17 protein-coding genes, 3 pseudogenes and 1 other annotated feature are annotated in these 20,055 nt (G+C 63.1%); of the genes and pseudogenes, 14 read left to right on the plus strand and 6 right to left on the minus strand.

Features of this window, described 5'->3' with window-relative positions; all coding sequences use genetic code 11:
- Positions 1-292 precede the first annotated feature (292 nt).
- The 4 genes and pseudogenes from Q0938_RS17260 to Q0938_RS19470 form a co-directional block, all read left to right on the plus strand.
- A pseudogene (locus Q0938_RS17260) lies at positions 293-487 on the plus strand (hypothetical protein); the annotation flags it as partial.
- A gap of 823 nt (positions 488-1,310) precedes the next feature.
- Complete coding sequence (locus tag Q0938_RS17265) at positions 1,311-1,727, plus strand: transferrin-binding protein-like solute binding protein (RefSeq protein ID WP_299365031.1); 417 nt, start codon at positions 1,311-1,313, stop codon at positions 1,725-1,727.
- A gap of 53 nt (positions 1,728-1,780) precedes the next feature.
- Positions 1,781-2,827: a hypothetical protein gene (locus Q0938_RS17270; RefSeq protein ID WP_299365033.1), complete on the plus strand. Its 1,047-nt coding sequence runs from the start codon at positions 1,781-1,783 to the stop codon at positions 2,825-2,827.
- A gap of 650 nt (positions 2,828-3,477) precedes the next feature.
- Positions 3,478-3,870 (plus strand): thermonuclease family protein, encoded by a 393-nt coding sequence (locus Q0938_RS19470; protein WP_366942778.1) that lies wholly within the window; start codon positions 3,478-3,480, stop codon positions 3,868-3,870.
- 320 nt (positions 3,871-4,190) lie between these two features.
- Here Q0938_RS19470 and Q0938_RS17275 read toward each other — a convergent pair whose 3' ends face one another.
- The 3 genes from Q0938_RS17275 to Q0938_RS17290 all read right to left on the minus strand — a co-directional run bounded on the left by Q0938_RS17275 (position 4,191) and on the right by Q0938_RS17290 (position 8,686).
- Positions 4,191-5,279, minus strand: coding sequence for an acyltransferase (locus Q0938_RS17275; protein ID WP_299365035.1), 1,089 nt, complete (start codon positions 5,277-5,279; stop codon positions 4,191-4,193).
- Positions 5,280-6,916: 1,637 nt separating this feature from the next.
- Positions 6,917-7,510, minus strand: a complete 594-nt coding sequence (locus Q0938_RS17280) for a DUF427 domain-containing protein (RefSeq protein ID WP_299365037.1) — start codon at positions 7,508-7,510, stop codon at positions 6,917-6,919.
- Between the two features lie 459 nt (positions 7,511-7,969).
- Positions 7,970-8,686 carry a phosphatase PAP2 family protein gene (locus Q0938_RS17290; protein WP_299365065.1) on the minus strand — a complete coding sequence of 239 codons (717 nt, stop codon included), beginning with the start codon at positions 8,684-8,686 and terminating at the stop codon, positions 7,970-7,972.
- Between Q0938_RS17290 and Q0938_RS17295 the strand changes: the two are divergent.
- Positions 8,580-8,921: pseudogene (locus Q0938_RS17295) on the plus strand (glycoside hydrolase TIM-barrel-like domain-containing protein); the annotation flags it as partial. The gene Q0938_RS17290 and the pseudogene Q0938_RS17295 sit on opposite strands and share 107 nt — an antisense overlap.
- Before the next feature lie 58 nt (positions 8,922-8,979).
- Entirely contained in the window at positions 8,980-9,342 is a 363-nt protein-coding gene (locus tag Q0938_RS17300; protein ID WP_299365039.1) for an SPW repeat protein, read from the plus strand.
- A gap of 203 nt (positions 9,343-9,545) precedes the next feature.
- Here Q0938_RS17300 and Q0938_RS17305 read toward each other — a convergent pair whose 3' ends face one another.
- Entirely contained in the window at positions 9,546-9,770 is a 225-nt protein-coding gene (locus Q0938_RS17305; RefSeq protein WP_299365041.1) for a hypothetical protein, read from the minus strand.
- A gap of 186 nt (positions 9,771-9,956) precedes the next feature.
- Here Q0938_RS17305 and Q0938_RS17310 point away from each other — a divergent pair, with 186 nt between their 5' ends.
- The 6 genes from Q0938_RS17310 (at position 9,957) to rfbC (ending at position 16,126) form a co-directional block, all read left to right on the plus strand.
- Positions 9,957-11,096 carry a LuxR C-terminal-related transcriptional regulator gene (locus tag Q0938_RS17310; RefSeq protein WP_299365042.1) on the plus strand — a complete coding sequence of 380 codons (1,140 nt, stop codon included), beginning with the start codon at positions 9,957-9,959 and terminating at the stop codon, positions 11,094-11,096.
- Between the two features lie 295 nt (positions 11,097-11,391).
- Positions 11,392-12,348 carry a glycosyltransferase family 2 protein gene (locus tag Q0938_RS17315; RefSeq protein ID WP_299365044.1) on the plus strand — a complete coding sequence of 319 codons (957 nt, stop codon included), beginning with the start codon at positions 11,392-11,394 and terminating at the stop codon, positions 12,346-12,348.
- 32 nt (positions 12,349-12,380) lie between these two features.
- Complete coding sequence (locus Q0938_RS17320; RefSeq protein ID WP_299365046.1) at positions 12,381-13,451, plus strand: NAD(P)-dependent oxidoreductase; 1,071 nt, start codon at positions 12,381-12,383, stop codon at positions 13,449-13,451.
- A complete protein-coding gene (gene rfbF / locus Q0938_RS17325; RefSeq protein WP_299365048.1) occupies positions 13,448-14,221 on the plus strand; it encodes a glucose-1-phosphate cytidylyltransferase in 774 nt (257 codons plus the stop codon). The genes Q0938_RS17320 and rfbF overlap by 4 nt, the downstream gene beginning before the upstream one ends.
- 10 nt (positions 14,222-14,231) lie before the next feature.
- Positions 14,232-15,569, plus strand: a complete 1,338-nt coding sequence (locus Q0938_RS17330; RefSeq protein WP_299365051.1) for an SAF domain-containing protein — start codon at positions 14,232-14,234, stop codon at positions 15,567-15,569.
- Positions 15,570-15,577: 8 nt separating this feature from the next.
- On the plus strand, positions 15,578-16,126 hold the full coding sequence (gene rfbC, locus Q0938_RS17335; protein ID WP_299365053.1) for a dTDP-4-dehydrorhamnose 3,5-epimerase: 549 nt from the start codon (positions 15,578-15,580) through the stop codon (positions 16,124-16,126).
- A gap of 183 nt (positions 16,127-16,309) precedes the next feature.
- Here the strand turns inward: rfbC and Q0938_RS17340 are convergent, their stop codons facing one another.
- Complete coding sequence (locus Q0938_RS17340) at positions 16,310-17,584, minus strand: acyltransferase (RefSeq protein WP_299365054.1); 1,275 nt, start codon at positions 17,582-17,584, stop codon at positions 16,310-16,312.
- Positions 17,539-17,594: a sequence feature (sul1 is cis-regulatory element that is thought to sense ions involved in sulfur or methionine metabolism; They are found in Alphaproteobacteria), on the minus strand. It overlaps the preceding gene by 46 nt.
- Positions 17,595-17,623: 29 nt before the next feature.
- Here Q0938_RS17340 and Q0938_RS17345 point away from each other — a divergent pair.
- Positions 17,624-18,757, plus strand: a complete 1,134-nt coding sequence (locus Q0938_RS17345) for an SDR family oxidoreductase (RefSeq protein WP_299365055.1) — start codon at positions 17,624-17,626, stop codon at positions 18,755-18,757.
- A 339-nt stretch (positions 18,758-19,096) separates the two neighbouring features.
- Here Q0938_RS17345 and Q0938_RS17350 read toward each other — a convergent pair.
- Positions 19,097-19,369, minus strand: a pseudogene (locus tag Q0938_RS17350) (sensor histidine kinase); the annotation flags it as partial.
- A 173-nt stretch (positions 19,370-19,542) separates the two neighbouring features.
- Here Q0938_RS17350 and Q0938_RS17355 point away from each other — a divergent pair.
- Positions 19,543-19,833 (plus strand): hypothetical protein, encoded by a 291-nt coding sequence (locus Q0938_RS17355; RefSeq protein WP_299365057.1) that lies wholly within the window; start codon positions 19,543-19,545, stop codon positions 19,831-19,833.
- Positions 19,834-20,055 lie beyond the last annotated feature (222 nt).

Genomic DNA, 20,055 nt, shown 5'->3' on the forward strand with positions numbered 1-20,055 from the left:
AACTAGGCGGGACAAAGCTGCCGCTCACAACGCAAGGCAAGGGGGACGGCAGCGTGGGTGCGGATGTGACCGCTTAGACCTAAGGTTGTAATAGCCTACGGTGAACCGCTGCCGGACGTGGTGCGGCGACTTGATCTCATCAACGAGCGCAAGGCCAAATTCCTTGTGGTCCGGCACCAGACGGCGGGTGAGGAGGTGGCTTGGTGGAAGGCGGGGAAGTGGCCTCCCAAGTAATCCTCGGCGCGGTCAGAGTGTCCGGAGATCGACGCATGCGGTTGTTCGGTTCAAGTGCATGCGAGCCCGGGTCGAGCACGTCCTCCCCCAGGCTAACGGCATGGGGCGCACGATATTGCGGACCATCGGCATGATCCGGGCGAGGCGAAGACAGGCATTGAACAACCTAGCCTACGACATGCGCCGTCTCGCCTTCGTACGCATGACGCTCCGTATCTCGACCTCGGCGTCGGCGAGGGAGAGATCGCGCTGAACATCGTTGACACGGCGGAGGCGCCGAAGCTCCACCACCTCCGCATCAACGAGGCTCGCTCGGCGGCCGCTGGGGGCGAACCGCATTCGGGGGCGGCCGATCCGCTCTAATCGGACCGGCGCCCTTCTTCGACTACTCGGACTCCACTTCCAACCAGTACGGCGAACTGAACATGTCGATTGGCGTCGCACTGCAACCGGGACAGTGCCACATGTTCTTTGCCATCTCCGCCCCGGTGAACTTCCCATCACATTGAAGGCAGAACCAGCCATTCGACAGGTCTCCGGATAGCGGATGGCGGGCTCTGCCGTCAGCGTCAGGTTTGGTCGAGCGACGGGGCCACCATTTCGGCCACCGGCCACCGGCCACAAGACCACGAATAGGCCCGGGTACCTCTCATCGATAGAGCGCTCCTCGCCTGGTTTTCCGCACTGATCAGGGTGCGGGAGGCCCGAGGTATCCAGTTCCTGAACGGAGGCCAGGAAGCCACGTGAGATTTCCACTGAGCCTCACGAGCCGCCTTTCAGCCGCCGCCCGGAGTCCGGCCACGACGTCTCGTAGCGCAACTTAGTGTCAGTTGAAATGAGATCACTTGCCCAACACCTAAGATCGAATGTCACGCACGTGGGTTCGATCGTTCATCAGTTCGCAACCTATGGCGTGTAACGATATCGCTTATGCTAATAGAAATGCGAGACAAAGAATGAAATATTTAGCTCATGCACTCGCTGCTGTGGCTTTGCTTGGCGCGTGCGGCGGTGGTGGCGGTGGTGGCGGTACGCCCGGGTCTTGGAACGCTCTTAGAGACCAAGGACTGCCACTGTTGGAAAAGTGGGAGGATACGGACTACACTACTGAGGCGCAGATGCCTACAGGCGGTACCGCGAGCTACCGCGGTGTTGCCGAATATGGCGATGGCGAAGTTCTCTCCTCTGCTGAAATGCAGGCGAACTTCTCTAACGCAACGCTTTCTGGACGCCTCCACAACTTCCAGGCCCAGAACGGCACTCCGGTTGCCGGGGATGTCGCGATCCACAACGGTGCGATTCGCGGCGCTAGCTACTCCGCAGATCTATCAGGCTCACTTAGTGCTGCCGGTGAGCGAGCTATGGTCTCGGGCGACGTTTACGGCGATTTTTCCGGCGGAAACGCCGAAATCGTGGATGGAGTGATTGATGCCCAGCTCGATTCAAGCGCCGGAAGAGAGTACATCTCCGGCCAGATGGTGTTGACACGCTGAGAAAATGGCCGGCGCCACGAAGGCGCCGGCCATTGAAAAAAGTTTAGTGTGAAATGAAAACCGCGTGTTCTATCTTTCTATCGATCTGTGTTGCTACAATACTGGCATTCCCCAGCGAGGTCTACGCATGGACGCGTGATCAGTTCACAGTTGCGCCGAATCTTATGAAGTTGGAGATGCTGGATCCTGATATGCATATCCCTGAAGTGCGGCGCGCCGCGGGAAGATTAGCTTATCAAGAAGGGTTTGGTAGTTTCAGGCCAGAGAAGCGCCCTTCCCGCTGGGCTCTGAGGCCAATTTTGAATTACGATATCAATATCAATAACAGTTTTGCAAGTGAAGCAATCCACCTTGGTGGATTAGACTTTGTAGTTGACGAGAAGTTTAGACGGCAGTCCGCACCTGTGATTGGGGCGTCGCTAGCGGGTAGCCATCTGTGGGGACTAAGCAGGAAATTGTCCTTTAGCTTCGATCACACATCGCGTTACGTACACGCCTGGAATGCCAACTTTGACAAATGGTCGTTCGTCATCCGCCCTTGTATTACCCGATTTCTTTCAGGGACGGAAAGGGCATTTGCATGTGCATCGGCGGAGACGGCTGTCGCTGAGTTATCTCGGAAAGACGAGAGGTCCATTATATTTGGCGCCGAGAGCGCGTATGTTTTCTCGTCTTACTTTCAGAGTAGCCGGATCTCCATTGAGAGAGCTAAAATAGATGATGGAGTTAAATACTTTCAAAACTCTGTTTCATACAGGCATGAAACTCTTTTGGGAAATGCCACTTTGGTAGGCGTGCAAGCTAAAATATACCAGTCGGTCGACCGGACATTTGCAAGCAGAGAGTCGTTTAGCATATTCGGATCAAAGGTTTTTGAGGGGCGGCTATTTGAGATAGGGTACATACAGGAGAATCGGCGAGGTGGAACATTCCTTGGCGAGGCACGGAAGGAGAGGTTACAAGGCATCGTTCTGTCGGCCAGAGTTACGGACACGTTGAGCGTGAGGGTGGGGCGCTTTCGAAATAGGGCTTCGAATGAGTTCAACGAAGATCAATTCGCAATATTCGACCTTAATTTTGACCTTCTTGCAGGTCGCTGAAGTTCTGCTTGTCGGAGTTAGCTTCGGTGACCAATTCTTTATGCCTGAAAGCGCCTGCAGTGACCACAATGCAGCGCTACGCAGCGCGGCGGCTCAGGTTGCGCCAGGTCCGGGTGGTGCGGACGGGGGCGCAAACAGTCGCTGAGGTATCCCCGATCACACGACGGCAGTACAGCGAAACACTGCGATGCTCGCGCGGTGCCTCGGACACTGAGGAGACCACCGGCAGCACATGTTTATACATGTCCAAAAGGTTATGTTAGCTGGCGTCACAAATGCGCATAGGCTAAGGTTCGGAACTATTGGCGTCGATATGTTCAGGATTTTCTCCGGTTCTTACGCTCATTTCGGTCCTTGCAGCATCATCTGCAGTTGCTCACGGCGGCGGCTGCCGCAGGGATTCGTCGCCGGGCCAATGCTGTCACGCCGGCAGCCAGCCCTATCACTGCCATTGAAGCGTACGACTGCCGCGCAGTGCCTCACGCTTCTAGGCACCGCTAGCTTGCTGCTGACTGCGGCGTCAACATACGCCTAGCCTGTGCGCATCAGTGGCATGGCGACGGCACATGACGGCGACACATTCTCGATTGGCTCGGTGCGGATACGGCTGAACGGCATCGATGCGCAGCGGGCGGGTCAGTCCTGCTCCGATGGCAGGGGCGGCACCTGGGACTGCGGCACTGCCGCAACTGCCCCGGTTGGCTGAGCTAGTGAGCGATAGAGAGGTCCAGTGCCTGGCCTTTGGCTGGGACGCGTACGGCCGCATCACCGCGGACTGCGAAGAAGGTGGAATGAACTTGGGCCAAGCCTTGGTCGAGACCGGCAGGGCATGGGCGTTCAATACCTATTCCGATGTGTTCGCCTCAGCCGAGGACAGCGCCCGCGTTGCTAGAGTGGGCATATGGGCGGGAGAAAGCCAGGCCCCTTGGGAGTACCGCGCCGACAAGTGGAACCGGGAGGCTGCCGCGCCACCCAAGCCGGGTTGTCCCTTCAAGCACAGCAGGCCTAATGCTTACGTCTCACTGCCGAAGAATGGGATCTGATCGTGGGTGCCCTGCGCGCCCATCGGCACAACACGATTTAGCGCTCGCTTTACGAGAGGCACGCCTCCCAGTTCACGGACGCGGTCGTCCGCTTCGGGTTGCCCGGCAGCAAGCCCGGCTCAACCCCCGGGCGTCCTCCGCCTGATAAACGGGTGTTATAGGGAGCAAGGCCAAGGGGCGGGGGCTCAGCCGGAGGCTGTGAAGGAGGAGGGCACACGAAACTTTCCCCTCTTCCAGCGGACTTAGGCGGTGCGATATTCTCCGATAAGAACAAAAACAAAAACCCCCTTTGCCGGATTCATTGAAGAGTTGGTTGTCCTCTAATTCTTAGCAACCTTGACCAGGATTCGATGTGATCCCCGCTTTCGTAGATATGCGCGGAGTGGCTCATCGAACAAATACGTTGCGACGGCCGATGCGACGAGTGCGGCAACGATAGTGGAGGTGGCAAGCAAAATAGGATTTGAGTTCCATGCATCACCTAAGGCGACCTTGAAGATAGCAAATGTGAAAAGAATTATCGGCGCGTGAAGGATGTAGATAGCGTAGGATAGCCGACCTAAGTGGTCGAGTGTCGGAGCTGTCCAGCCTCGGCACTCTGATGCCGCGCCGACGATTAGTGCGGCTGGAAAGACTAGGCTGATCCAGGCTAATCCGAGTCCGACTGCGTCATGAGGGATGGCCACAAAGGCAAAGGCCGGTACCCCCAGCACGAGCGACAAGGGGCGTTGCTGAAGAATCAGATGGCCTAAGCGATGGATTATTACTCCCAGTGTAAACGAAAACCAAAACCGGGCGACCCCACCTACTAGGGTGCGGCGATCATACCCCATATCGATGCTACCGACTAAATTGGCTTGCTGCGACAGGAGTGCGAAGGCGATAATAGCGATGCCCGACAAAGCGCGTGTCGAGAGCTTAGGCACAATTGCGGCGTAGATGATCGTGAACCAAAATTCGAAACTCAAGGACCACGCTGAGGGCGCAAAGGGGAACTCTACAAAGCCCCAAGATATGGCATTTGGCTGATGCAGGAGGGTTATAGCGCCAGGAAATGTAGCTGCTAATTCCCTTATAGTTGGTGCGTCCGGGGTGCCCAGCACTATCTTAGTAGAAAAATAGGTTAGGCCGATCACCGATGCGGCGATATAAAGTGGGTAGAGCCGAACGACGCGCGTCCAAACAAAGGAACGCAGAGTCATTCCCCCGTCCCGGAGGCGCGCTTCGTAGGACCGCGCAACGACGAAGCCACTCAGGAGGAAAAAGAAATCGACAGCTAGAAACGCGCCGGAAAGCCACGCACCGCTACCCGCAGCCGAGCTGACGTGGTAGAGCATAACAGCTAAGGCAGCTATTCCCCGTGCCCCGTCGAGTGCTTTGAGATGGTCTCCAGCAATGCGATTACGCATAAAACTACTATCCTAATGTTTATTTTTGAATAAAGTCGCATACAAATTTCAAATAGATCGAGATATCGTTCGTGGCTGCAAGCCCATAATAGGTGCACCAATAACATTGAAGGAGCTAGTGTGGGACTTGTCTATTTCGGCAACTATCCTCGGCTGTCGCTCCTAACAGGCAACAGAGGAGATAGGCTGAGGAACAGACGCAGCCGCAGGGAATACTTGCTTTCGAAGGCCCGCACTGCCTGCCGCGATACGGATGCCCAGTAATTTGAATCGGCGATGACCTGGGCATCGTAGGGGAAAACTCGAACCGGATTTCGGCGGCGCCGAGATCCTCGGCCGCACGTTCAAAATCGCTCAGGATCGGCCCCGTCTTGACGAAGACGGGCCACTCACGGCTGACCAGCCTCAGCGAAACCGTGCTGTGAAGTTCCTTGATCGCCTCGACTAGTTCGTCGCGGGACCGGTGAAACGTGGCGTTCAACACGGCATAGGGGATGCGGTGTTGTCTTGGCTCGGCGACGTTGACCCCGGCTTCCTAGATCAGCAGCACGAACAGCTTGGCGGCGCGCAGGCTCAAACTGCCACCGGTCGCTTTGGAATTGGACGCAAGAATCCTGGCGCACAACCGGATAGACGGGGAAAAGGGGGCTGGGACGCCGGACCAATCTTCTGAGTAAGTTGACCGACCACTTCATCACGGTCCGTTATGTGACCAGAGATAAAAGCGACGTCGACCCGGCCATCAGAGGAAAGATTGCTGGGTTGAGGTCGATGTGAGGCCACCAGCGCCGGCGGATGTCGAAGTTCGCCGGCCGACGCTAATCGTTATCATCTTTCGCTCCGGGTGCGGCTAGGTTCGCGTCTGTGCGTCCTCGTCGAGCTGGGAAATGCGCGCGGCGATCGGGGGCCAGCACCTGAGGTCCTCCCAGGCGCGATCGACATTATAGACGCCGGGCTGGATCCGGTAGTGGGTGAGGAACATTGCGCCATTGCGGACTCCCGCTCAGCCCGCGTGTGACCTCGGTTTGCTCGGTTTTGTCGAGCGCACGCGTGTCTGGTCGAACTACGACCAGAAGGAGCTCGGCAGATGCCGCGCCTCGCCTCGCATGAGACCCACCGACCAAGACAACTCACACAGCGATCAGGCGCCTAGGCCAGAAGCAAGCTCGCTAACGCGTTAGGCATTACTGCTGATACGATCATGGGGCCCTGTCTCGAAGTACCATTGCATCGCTTTATTCGAGGTATGCGGTTGTTCGGTTCAAGTGCATGCGAGCCCCCGCAACCAAAAATTCCGACAAGATATTAAACGCGTACGCGCCGCCCTCTGGGGCGCCGTTTGCGTTTCCAACACCCGTGGAAGCACTGTGGAAGCAAAAGGGCGCGAAAGCCAGCGTAGGTCGGGTCCAATTCGACAGTATGTGTGGGCCGGCGCCTACGGCGGCTTTTTTGTGCGCCCGGCGTCCCTGAGCGAAGGGCGCTGCCCTGTACAGTAAGGGACGCCGAGGTCCACAGGCGTTTTCAGGCCGCCCGAATTGAGGGAGGTCAATGCGCTTCGGGGCGAAGTGATTTTATCTATTGAACCATGATCTTCGGCCGATTCGCGCCAGCGCGGCTTGGTCGGGATCTGTGCTGTGTTAGGCGATAAAGCCGGAGCATCTACAATGCCTGGACCTGACGACCCCGCACGGTCGCGGCTTCCCCTTTCGGAAAGCCCTTTGGGGGACCGCACGTCCCAACGCCCTCCCGTCCGAACTGTTCGCCCGGCTGACTCCGGGCCCGCCCTTGATCTGCCCCTCCAGATTGGGCGTGATCCAGCCGCCGTAGAAGTCCCCCGGCTGCGGGAGCACGCGCAGATCGCCGACCCAGACCTCGTCCATCAGCCCGGCATAGAAAGCCACGTACCCGGCGATGGGCGCGAAGCGCGCGCTCGGGCGATCATAGGTCCAGGCGGCGCGCCGGCGGGTGGTGGCTCCGGCGATCACGTCGAAATAGCGTGCCGTGCCCTTCCACTCGCAGAAGGTGCTGCCCGGTGCGGCTTGCAGTGTGGCGCTGATGTCCGCAGGCGGCAGGTAGTATGTTGGCGCGTGGTGGGTTTCCAGCACCCGAAGGGCGCGTGTCGTATCGGCCACGAGAATACCGCCGAGGCGAATCGTGATGCGCTGCGGCACCGGCTCAAGCGCCGGCGGGCGGGGGTAGAACTGGACGTTCTCGCGCGGCAGGTCGGTCATGTGGTCAGCATACCCGCAAAGCGCGCCACCGCGACCCCGAGCCGTTGCCGATCCCGTCCTACAGCCGCGACTGGAGTGAGACCGGCCCGCGCGAGGTTCTGGCCGTGGGCGCGCGGCGCATAATGATCGAGGTGGAACCGGCAGTGGCCGGTCCCGGCGCGCAGGCCCTCTTCCGCATGAGGCCGCGCCATCGCCAGGCATGTCGGGACCCTGACCGGGCCCGGCGCCTTCCTTCCCGCGTACGAGCGGCTCAGGGTGATCGAGGAGCCGCTGACGGCCGAATGGCGACGGCGCGTGGCCTTCCTTTTTTTCCGAGGGATAAGATTGAGCTTGCCGTTACGGGCCGTGGAGCGACAAGGCGACGGATGATCTGTCAGGCTGAACGGGCCAGCATCGCAGCCGGGATGATGTCTCGGGCATGCGGGGCGCTCCCAGCGTCGACCGGCAGTTCGAGGGGGCTCACAGCGGTTCCTCGCAGACCTCGGGCTCAACGTCTCCGCGCCGCGCGAGATATCGGGCGCCCGCCATGCAGACAGAAGCCCAGCCCACGCCCGCGAGCCATCCGGCAAGAACGTCCGTGGGCCAGTGGACCCCCAGATAGACTCGGCTCACCCCGACGAGAATGGTGGCGACCGCGGCGAGCGCCAGCACATAGACCTTGAGCCGTCTTTGCGGCAGGGCTCGGGCGACCAGAACCCCCAGAGAAAGATACGTGACCGCAGCCATCATCGTATGGCCGGAAGGGAAACTTGCGGTGTGGACCAGCGACCCGTGGGGAACGAGGTCGGGACGCGGGCGGTCGAAGAACTCCTTTGCCACACCCGAGATCAAGAGACCTCCCCCGACGGATGCGAGCAGATAGAGGGTCGACGCAAACTTCCGTTGCAGCAGGAAGAAGCCGGCCACCGCGAGCAGCGTCAGGGTCAGGACGGCGATGCCGCCCATCGCGGTCAGGTCCCGGACGACCTCTTCGATCCATGCCGGACCGATCGGATCGTCCAGGTCTCCTTCGGTCCTGAGCAGGAGCAGCAGGTCACGATCGAGGTTGCGCGTGCTGCCTTCGATCACCTCGTCCGCCAGCTCGGCGAAACCCGCCTTCCCCTGGCGCGGGCGGATCACCTGTTCGCCTGCAGCGGGGTTCGCTGGGACCGTGGACAAGACCGCCACGGCCGCCACGCAGGTGGCGGCGCTGTTCGGCGCGGCCACACTCGCGACCTTCAGCGTCTCGGGCGAGAGCGTCACTTGGACCGGATCGCCCGGCGACTGGGGCCTGCGCCGCATGGTGCTGCACTACGCCCATCTCTGCGCGGCGGCGGGCGGGGTCGACGCCTTCCTGATCGGGACCGAGATGCCGGGGCTGACGACCATCCGCTCAGGCGCGTCCACCTATCCGGCGGTGCAGGCCTATCGGGGACCTGCTCGCGGAAGGTCCCTGGCCGATAACGACGCAACCGCAACGGAGATGTTCGATGATCAACACGAGAACGCACGCAATTATCGACTATGCCACCGGCCTGCTGCTCTTTGTCGCGCCCTACCTGTTCGGTTTCGCGACGGGCGGCGCCGCGCAGTGGCTGCCCCAGATCCTGGGCGTCATGATCATCGCCATGAGCCTGCTGACCCGGTACGAACTGAGCATCGCGAAGGTCATTCCGCTAAGTGTGCATCTCGGCGTGGACGTCGCGAGCGGCATCCTGCTCGCCGTGTCGCCCTGGCTGTTCGGGTTTGCCGACCTGATCTGGTGGCCGCACCTGCTGGTTGGGGTGATGGAGATCGCAGTCGCGCTTATGACCCGGCGTGACGCTGGCGCCGTTGCCGCCGTTCGGCGCTGATTGACACGAGGCTGGCGGCGACCCGTCGGTCTCCTTTGGTGCGGAGTAAGTCCCGACTGCTCAGGCGCCGGTCACCCCAGCCTGTCCGCATAGGTAATTCTGTGGGGACGCCCCGCGAAGACGGGCGTAGAGAGAAACCGCGCGAAATACATCATCTTTCGCTCCCTCGCGTTGCAGCGCGGGCCAAGATCACATGCAACAATTCAGATCATGCTTTCCCGGATGAAACGTGAGCGGCATTGCCAGCGCTCGACCTGCCACTTCGGATGGGTTTCTTGCCACTGCGCAATCTGAGGCTGGCTGTGCATCATGCAGGTCATCACGCTCACCTCGCGCGCATCGAACAGCAGGCTGAAGTCGCGGCATTCTATCGGCGGCTCCGCCATCTGGGCAGAAAGCGCGCAGGCACTGATCAACAACTCGATCATTGAATCTCTCCATATTCGGAAATCGACATTGTTGGCGTCCCCCGCAATCGTGGGCGGCCTATCCACTTTTTCGATTTGACCAAGCCGAGTGTGGAAGACGTCAGCTTCAGAATAAGCTAAGGTTAATGACGCCGAAATACGCCGGATGGGGTAGGCGGCCACACGTTGACGAAGGGAGAGCCGCAGATGCACCCTCGGGATGAGCCGCATCAGACAAGCGCCTTGATCGACCACATCTATGCGGCGCTGTTTTCCGAGGCGCCCTGGCAGGAGTTCCTGGATCGCAGCACCGCGCTGCTGCCGAATGGGCACAGCGTTCTGCTGTTCCACGACAAGGCGTCCGGGGACGGTGCCTTTTCGATGGCGGCCGGCCTGGATGACGGCATGGTGCAGAAATACAATTCGGAATACTTCGCAATAAACCCGTGGACGGAACATGCCCTGATTCGTCCGCTGAAACGGGTCATGCAGGCGGACGAAATGCTGCCGCGCCGGGAGTTGCTGCGCACGCAGTATTATGACGAGTATCTGCGGCCGCAGGATATCGTCACGGGTCTGGGCGTGACTCTCGCCTGCCAGGCGGATCGGCACATCTTCTTCAGCATCGTCTGCGCCGACACGGACGAGGAGCAGATGCGGGGCGCCAAGCGCACCCTGACCATGCTCGTCCCGCATCTGGCGCGGACCTTCGGCGCGCGTGTGGCCTCGGCAGGGCACCTGTCGGGGGCGCTGCGGGTCGACGGCAAGCTGAAGGTGGTCTCGGCCGACCGCGCGGCGCTGGCCCTGATGGACGGGACCGAGATCCTGTCCGTCGGCGCGCTGGGCCAGCTTGTCTGCAGGGATGCCGACCTCCTGCAGGTCATCCAGCTGATGCTCGCACCGGCGGGTCAGGCGACAGGAACACCCGCGGTGCATCACTGTCACGTCCCGCGGGCCGGCGGCGCCCTGCCGCTGCGCCTCTGCATCTACCGGCCGGGTCCCACGGGCAGCGATCTCGCCGGCGGACAGGACTGCTTCATCCGGCTGGAGGACCCGACGCCGGCCCTGCACGACGGCGTGCGCCGGTTCGGGGCGATGCATCATCTCTCTGCCGCCGAGATCAGCATCGTGAAAGGCCTGGTCGACGGCCTCACGCTCGACCGGATCGCAGCGGATCGCCGGACGTCGCCCGACACGGTCAGGACGCAGCTCAGGAACATCTTTGCCAAGACGGGATGCTGCCGGCAGGTCGACATCGTCCGTCACGTCGCCATCATGGCGGGTCCAGGGGGGGCGGACGTCGTCAGGCCGCCGAGCGGCGTGTGCGGGACCGGGCGAGAGGGCTGACGGGCCGCGCGGGATCGTTGCCTGTCCTGTCGGGCAGGTGGCGCGGCTGGCCCGGTATTATCCAAGCGCTCTGATTCTCGGGGGCGGTTGCAGCGGCCGTCGCTTCAAGCCGCGCCCGCAGTCCACCGCGATGTTAACCAACATCCCAGTAAGCGGTTGCAGCCTTCGGGTGCGCCCGTGTTCGCTGTTCAACGGTGATCGCGGCGACGCCGGGATAAACAAAAGTGAGACTTGTGAAGCGGGGCGCGTCTTGGCATGTTGCGGCCGGTTCGCGGGGTCGGGTTCGGGTTGGTAAATGGTTGACGTGACTGCAGTGGTTCTGACCTACAACCGGCGCGATCTCGTGCAGCGCTGTCTGCGCGCGCTTCTGGGACAGTCCCGTCCGGTCGACCGGATCATCGTGGTGGACAACGCGAGCACCGACGACACGCCGGCGGTCCTCGCCGGTTTCGTGTCAAGCGTCCTGACGGTTCACCGCATGCCCAGCAACAAGGGGGCCGCCGGTGGCTTCCACGAGGCCATGCGGCTGGGGCACGAGTCCGGTTCCGACTTCGTGTGGGTGATGGACGATGATGTCATCGCCGCGCCTGATGCCCTTGCCGAGCTCCTGAACGCTTTCTCGCTCCTGGACGAACAGGGGATCGAGGCGCCGTTCGCGGTGTCCTGTGCCCATGCGCCGGACGGGCTTGTGACCAACGTTCCCGACATCGACCGGCGCCGCAATGCGCTCAGCTACGAGAAATGGCCGCAGCTGCTGGAGCATGGGCTGGTTCCGGTGGGACGGTCGACCTTCGTGTCGGCGATGTTCCGTCGCGAAACGCTGGAGCGGCACGGCCTGCCGATCGCGGCCATGTTCATCTGGGGCGAGGATACCGAATACACCCTGCGCGTCACCCGCGAGGCGCCCGGGTATCTCGTCGGCCGCAGCCATGTGGAGCATGTTCGTGCGATGGCGGGCCTGCTCGACATCCGGACCGAGAAGGACCCCACCCGGATCGGCTGGCATCGTCTGCATATCCGGAACCGCATCTATGTGACCCGGCGTTACGAGGGCCGCAGGTCGGCCCTGCGCTACGTCCGGAGGATGGGCCGGCTGGCGCTGAGGTTCCTGCGCGAAGGCGAGACGCACAAGGCCCGCATGGTGGCCGAGGGCATCTTCCTCGGCCTGACCTTCAACCCCGTTGTGCCGGGGGTTGCAGACATCGCGGACCAGCCGGCGACAACCGGGCGGCAGCGCGCGTTGCAGATGTGATCCGGGCCGATTCGGGCAGACAAGGAGACCTCATGGGCTTGCGAATTCTGGTGACGGGGAACCTGGGCTACGTGGGTCCTGCCGTCGTGCGCCACCTGCGGGCGGAGTTTCCGGACAGCTGGATCCATGGGTTCGACAGCGCGTTCTTCGCCCATTGCCTGACGGGTGCCCGGGTCCTGCCCGAGTGGCAGATCGACAGTCAAAGCTTCGGCGACGTGCGCGCCCTTGATCCGGAGATCCTGCAGGGGATCGACGTCGTGATCCATCTCGCCGCCGTGTCGAACGATCCCATGGGTGACCGATTTGCCGCAGTGACGCGCGACATCAACCAGGAGGCGTCGGTCGCCCTGGCGAAGGCCGCAGCGGCGGCCGGGGTCGGCCATTTCGTGTTCGCCTCCAGCTGCAGCGTGTACGGTGTCGCCGACGCCCGGCCGCGGCGGGAGGACGATCCGCTGAACCCGATCACGGCCTATGCCAAGTCCAAGGTCGGGACCGAGGATGCCCTGGCCGCGCTTGGCGGGTCGATGATCGTGACCTCGCTGCGCTTCGCGACGGCCTGCGGGATGTCGCCGCGGCTGCGGCTGGACCTCGTGCTCAACGACTTTGTCGCCGGGGCGCTGGCCACCGGCGTGATTACGGTGCTGAGCGACGGCTCCCCGTGGCGCCCGCTCATCGACACCGAGGACATGGCCCGGGCGATCGCCTGGGCGGCCCGGCGGCCCGAGTCGGACGGTGGCCGCGCGCTGGTGGTCAACGCCGGCACCAACGGCGCCAATTATCAGGTGCGCGACCTGGCACAGGCGGTGGCCCGGGCCCTGCCGGGCACGGACGTGTCGATCAACACCGAGGCGCCTGCCGACAGCCGGTCCTACCAGGTGGACTTCGGCCGCTACGCCGCCCTTGCGCCGTATCATCAGCCGCAGGTTTCGCTTGACCAGTCGATCGCCAATCTCGTCGAGGGGCTGCGGGGCATGGGCTTTGCCGATCCCGACTTCCGCAACTCCGCGATGGTCCGGCTGCGGGTGCTGCAGGACCACATGGCCGCCGGGCGGCTGACCGAGCGGCTGACCTGGACCGGCGTACCGCGGAGGGCCGCGGCATGAAGGTGGCCCTTCTGGCGGGAGGGTTCGGGACGCGTCTCAGCGAGGAGACGGCGGTCCGGCCCAAGCCGATGGTGGAGATCGGTGGCCGGCCGATCATGTGGCACATCATGAAGTTCTATGCCCATCACGGCCTGCGCGACTTCGTGGTGCTGGGTGGCTACAAGGTCGAGTTCATCCGCGACTACTTCCTGAACTATCGCGCGAACGAATGCGACTTCACCATCGACCTCAAGACCGGCGGGATCGAGTGGGCCCGCGACGTCGCCGAGGACTGGCGCGTGACGGTGCTCGACACCGGCTCCGACTCGATGACCGGGGGACGGCTGCGGCGGGCCCGCCACCTGCTGGGTGACGGAACGTTCTGCCTGACCTACGGGGACGGCCTCAGCAACGTCGATGTGCCCGAACTGATCGCCGCCCACCGTGCGTCGGGGGCATGGTGCACGCTGACGGCGGTCGTGCAGCCCGGCCGTTACGGGTCGCTCCGTCTCAACGAGGACAACAACCGGGTGGAGGGATTCCGTGAAAAGGGCCAGCGCGACGGCGGACTCATCAATGGCGGGTTCTTCGTCTGCGAGCCCGAGATGCTGGACCTGATCGACGACGATGGCACCGTCCTGGAAGAGGAGCCGATGGAGCGGCTGATCGAACGCGGAAAACTGGCCAGCTTCGTGCATGACGGCTACTGGCAGAGCATGGACAGCCTGCGCGACCGCCACATCCTGGAAGAGCAGTGGCGGCTCGGCGCGCCATGGAAGATCTGGGCGTGAGGCAGTCGCGATGATCCTCGTCGACACGGCCCTCGCCAGACGGGCGTCGGACAACAACCCGATCCGCGTCGCCATCGTGGGCGCGGGCTTCCAGGGCGCCGCCATCGTCCGCCAGATCGTCACCGCCACCCCGGGAATGCGCGTGGCAGGCGTCGCCAACCGCCATCTCGACCCCGCCCGCCGGGCGTTGGCGGACATCGGTATCGAGCCGGCCATCTGCGAAGGTCCTGCTGCCATTGCCTCGGCCATTGCAGCCGGACGTCCGGTCGCCACTGAAGACGCCATCGCCCTCGTCCAGGCGGACGGCGTGGACGTGGTCGTGGAGGTCACGGGGTCGATCGACTACGCGGCGGGCGTGGTACTGGCCGCGATCGAGGCTGGCAAGCACGTCGTCCAGATGAACGCCGAACTCGACGGCACTGTGGGGCCGATCCTCAAGGCCAGAGCCGACGCTGCGGGGGTCATCTACAGCTTCTCGGACGGCGACCAGCCGGGCGTGCAGATGAATCTCTATCGCTTCGTCCGGGGCCTGGGCGTGACGCCGGTCCTGTGCGGCAACATCAAGGGCCTTCACGACCCCTATCGCAATCCCGAGACGCAGCGGGGCTTTGCCGAGAAATGGGGCCAGAAGCCCGCCATGGTGGCCTCGTTCGCGGACGGCACCAAGATCTCGTACGAGCAGGCGGTCGTCGCCAACGGCACCGGCTTCGGCGTCGCGCGGCGCGGGATGCTGGGACCGGATTTCTCGGGCGGCGACCCGACGGCCCCGCTGGTGCCGCTGGAGGAAACGGTCTCGGCCTTCGCCGAGACGCTGGACGGGCTCGCGAGCAGCGGCCTGCCAGGGGTCGTGGATTATGTGGTCGGCGCACGGCCGGGCCCCGGCGTTTTCGTGCTGGGCACCCATGACGACCCGCGGCAGCGGCACTTCCTCAACCTCTACAAGCTCGGCCCGGGGCCCTATTACTGCTTCTCCACGCCCTACCACCTGTGCCATTTCGAGGTGCCGACCTCCATCGCGCGCGTCGCGCTGTTCGGCGACGCGGTGCTGGCACCCATGGCGGGCCCGGAGGTGGGCGTGATCGCGGTGGCCAAGACCGACCTCGCCCCCGGCGCGCTGATCGCGGAGTTTGGCGGCTTCGAAGCTTACGGGGTGGCCGAGAACCAGAAACTGATCGACCGCGACAATCTCCTGCCGCTCGGCCTGGCACTTGGCGCCACGCTGCGCCGGCCGGTTCGCAAGGACTGCGCGCTCACCTTCGACGACGTGGCCGTGCCGCCCGGACGTCTGGTCGACCGCCTGTACGCCGAGCAGCGCCAGCGTTTCCCTGGCCTGTCGTCTGCCGCCTGAGGAGTCTCATGATCTTTCACGACACCGACCTGCGCGATGCCCGCCTGATCGAACTCAGGCTGCTGGGCGATGAGCGCGGCGCCTTTGCACGGACCTTCTCGCGCGACGAGTTCGCCGCGGCCGGCATGGCCTCCGTTTACGTCCAGCAGAACATGTCGGTGTCCGCCAAGGCGGGGACAGTGCGCGGAATGCATTTCCAGCGCGCCCCCCACACCGAGGCCAAGCTCGTGCGCTGCCTGCGCGGGGCCATCCACGACGTGATCATCGACCTGCGCGTCGACTCGCCCACCTACCTGCGCCACCAGGGGTTCGAGCTTTCGGCCGAGAACCGCCACCAGCTCTATGTCCCGCCGGGCTTCGCCCACGGGTTTCAAACGCTGATGGATGATGTCGAGGTGTCCTATCTCGTCTCGAGCGCCTATGCCCCGGCAGCCGAGGGCGGCCTGCGCCACGACGATCCCTTTTTCGGGATTGCGTGGCCGATGCGGGCGACGGTGGTCTCCGCCAAGGACGCCGCGTGGCCGCTGCTTGACCCGGATCATCCCGTGAGCGTCTGAACGGTTGGGTCACCGCAGCAGCTCCGTTGCACAGATACTTGGCGGCTCAAGGGCCGAGCCCTCGGGGCCACCTTGTCCAAGGTACTGAAAGGGGTGGTGGAGAAGTGCAGGGTTTGCACTCAATCTGGATCAAATTGGACAAGCAAGGCAACCCGACGAGATCGTTCCGAGGTCTCGACAGGGTTAAATCCTCTTGGCGATAAAAGAGATCTGCGATGATCTGGGCCGCTCGAACAACGCGCGTACCACCCCCCACTTCGCAGCCAGGATCACAAGTAACGTGCCGGCACCCAGTGTCGTCATCATCGACAGTGCGAAGATTATGGGCAGTGAAACTCCCATACCCAGTGCTGCGCCCATCACCCAAAACATCAGTGGGTAATGCGATACGTAGAACACCAGAGAATTGCGCCCCATGAACGCCAGAGTCTGTCCGAGACCGTGCTTGATGGCTACGCGAACGATAAAGATCAGCACGACGATCCCGCAGACAACCGGGAGGAACAATAAGGGACCGTACACCACCGCACCTCCCTCGATCACTGCGTAGGCCGACAGGGCCAAGGCCACGGGCAGCGCTAGCAGCACCGCTCGTAGGGTCGTGAGGTGCCCGAGAAATTCTTGGCGCTTGGCAAGCGCGTGACCAAGAAAGAAAAAGGCCATAAGCACGAACAACCGCTCGCCATATTTGCTGCCGTCTGGCGACAGTCCGGAGGCCACCAGGCAGGCTAGCACCACAACCGCGGTGTTGACCCGCTCCAGAAGGGGGGCCACGGCATAGAAGATTCCCAAAAACAGGATGAACCACAGATGGTAAGGGCCCAAGTACGACCGGGGATCAGCCAACCCCAGGTCAGGGCCGATCACGGCGAGGGAGATCGTCGTCCACACGACGAGCGGGTAAACCAACTTGTCGAGTTTGCCCTCATAGTAGCGTCTCCAGCCCTTCCGCATGGCTCGTTCGAGCAGAAGGCCGGAAAGCAGCATCAGCATCGGCATCCGATAAGGTGCGAGGACTTGGTTGAGTGCTACCAGCCGCGCCCAAGGCTCCACCCCGTGCCGTTCGACGACAAGAGTTGCGTGAAGAGCCAGAACAAGAACAATGGCCAAACCACGCAACACGTCCATCCACTGCTCGCGGGGAGGACGGGGCGTGCTTGCCACAGAACGGTGCTCAGCCCAACCCTCGGACCGACTTTCACGCAACCTGGGCCACACTTCATTGGATGAGATACTGCCGATTGTCACCGCTACTTCCAAAGAGATCAAAGTCGCCACTAACTTCCTCAGGCGCTGAGTCGTCACCCGGCAAAGGGCCAGGGGGACGGGGCGTTCGAGCGGCATCGAGGAAAAACGTAGACCGGACATTTGCTTGCTGAGCAGAGTCGACGGCGCGTTAGCAGATCCTTGCAGGTTGTCCGGCGGATCGGCGGCCGGAAGAGCCACCCGGATTTTCACCGGGTCCTGGTTCTTTCCCGAAACCTAGCCCTCGGCGAGGTGTGGGACAAGGTCGGAGACCTTGTTTTCGCCCGTTCGGTTAACCGTACCGAGCCGGCGCCACGTGACCTCGCCCCTCCGGTCGGCCCGCGCAATCAAAGGTCGGCGCCGCCATCGCCGGTGCTCAGCCGCTACCGGGCTTTGGCCACCCACTGCATCGTTGAACTGAACGATCCCTCTCCGATTGGCGTTAAGCGGATGCAGCGGGCCGTCAGGCTACCAGCGCTCACAAAGGCCGCAGCGCACCATGGCATGGAGAGGGAAACCATGATGACCAAGAACGTATTGATCACGGGCGCGGGTTCAGGCATGGGCCTTGCCACCGCGCTGCACCTGGCTGGCAGCGGCTATCGCGTGTTCGCAGGCGTCCGCGGCAGCGAGGCGGATCTCACGGCCGCGGCGGATGCCCGCGGTGTCGAGCTGACCACTGTCCGGCTGGACGTCCAGAACGCCGAATCCGTCCGGGCGGCCGTGGCCGAGGTGATGGCAGCGGCGGGGCGGATCGACGTTCTGGTGAACAACGCGGGCTTCGGCCTGCTCGCCACGGTCGAGGACGGCACCGACGAGGAGATGATCCGTCAGTTCGACGTGAACGTCTTCGGCCTGCTCCGGGTGACGCGTGAGGTTCTGCCCCACATGCGGCAGGCCGGCAGTGGGGTTATCATCAACATTTCCTCGTTCCTCGGCCGCATGGGCCTGCCTCTCCTCACCCACTACAACGCCAGCAAATACGCGGTGGAGGGGATCACGGATTCGCTCCGCCTCGAGGTCGCGCCATTTGGAATCAGGGTCCATTCGATCCTCGCCGGCCTCTTCGGCACGAATTTCGTGAAGAAGGGCCTCGTCGCCAATGCCCAAACCACTGCCGAGGACTCCCCCTATCGGGAGCTGGTGTCCCACTTCGTTCCGATCGTCGCCGCGGCGATCAACGAGGGGCCCGCGCCGCAGCCGATCGCCGATGCCGTCAAAGCCATCATCGAGAACGAGGACAGCGACATCGCCGTGATGGTCGGCACCGAAGCTGAGACGTTCGTGCCCTTGCGTCGGAGCATGGATGACAAGGAGTTCGAGCAGCACGTCATCACGACCTTCGGTCTGCCGCATGCAAAGGGACAGAAGGCCGGCGGATCGTAGGATCGGCAGGCCGCTGAACAGGTAAGGCGGGGCGATCCCGAATTAAGACCGGGCGCCGTCCGCGCTCGTCGATGGCATGGATCCGAGAGCGATTCGTCGTCCGAGGGCCAGTGCGAGATCGTCTACTCGCACACTTCCTGACTACACTGCTGGCGGGAGCGATGTCCTGCCCTCGCAATGACCTATGAGACCTGCGCAAGCCTGTGCGGACCACCAGTGAGTCGACGGACGATGTGACGGCGTCGATCCGAATCGACCGTGCGGGGTTCTGCCAGGCAAGCTGGCTGGACGACAAACTCGCGCCGTCGGCCGCCTTGGTCACACCCGAGGAGCACGACTTCAATCCGACGCAGGAAGCACAAGCGTCGCGAGTTCACCACCGCCTTGCCGCTCTTCCAGCCGGAGCTCACCGCCCAGGCGCTCCATCGCGGTCGCGACAATGGCGAGGCCCAGGCCGCTGCCGCCGGGGTGCGCCTGCTTGCCGCGATAGAACCGGTTCAACGCATGCGCGCGATCATCCGGCGCGATCCCGGGCCCTCGATCTGCCACGGTGCAGTGCCAGGACGACCCGTCACGCGTGACGGCAATCTCCACCACCGCGTCAGCCGGAGAACCGCTGCGCGCCGAGTGCCACGGTGCGCGCTACCGTCTGACCGGCGCAAATGTTTTCTGCTTCGGCGCGCGGACGGGCTCGATGCCGCCCTCGCCCTCGCGGCGGCAGACGGGGACCAGCGGCTCCTGCTCATCATTCCCATAGACGACAGGCTCGAGGTGGATCGAAGCGCGTGGCGACCGCTGGGAATGCGCGCCACGGCGCTCTGTTCGCCCCGTACCCGCTCGAGCGCCGGCTCCGCGATGTGTTGACCTATGTCCGCCAGCCGAATCCGGACGCCGCGCGCGAAGCGGCGGGCCGCGCCTTTGCCGCCGAGCGTTCGCCGCGACCCAGCCGTGACTGCGGATCTGCTCGACGTGGGGTCGGCGCTGGTGATCGCGCTGTACTCGATGACGAAGCGCTCGGCTGCGGCGGGCTGATCGCTGCGCTCGCCGAGCAGGGCGCCGACCTCGCGGGACCCTAGCGGCTTCGTTCTGCTAGATGGGGCGAAACGCGGGCTGACGGATGGCGACGAGGTCTACTGCGAGGTGCAGGCATGACCCGCGCAAAGATCTCGCCGGCTTCGAACGGCAGTTCGCGGCGGCAGACGACCCGCGGCGCTGCCGCAGTTCCGATGTGGAGGCGCTGAAGCGCCGCCGTGCACGTGTCGGCCGGCCTCTCGTGGGAAGCGCCCTCGACGTGGCCT

Origin of the sequence: uncultured Paracoccus sp. (assembly GCF_947496875.1) — a bacterium.
Classification (GTDB): Bacteria; Pseudomonadota; Alphaproteobacteria; order Rhodobacterales; family Rhodobacteraceae; genus Paracoccus.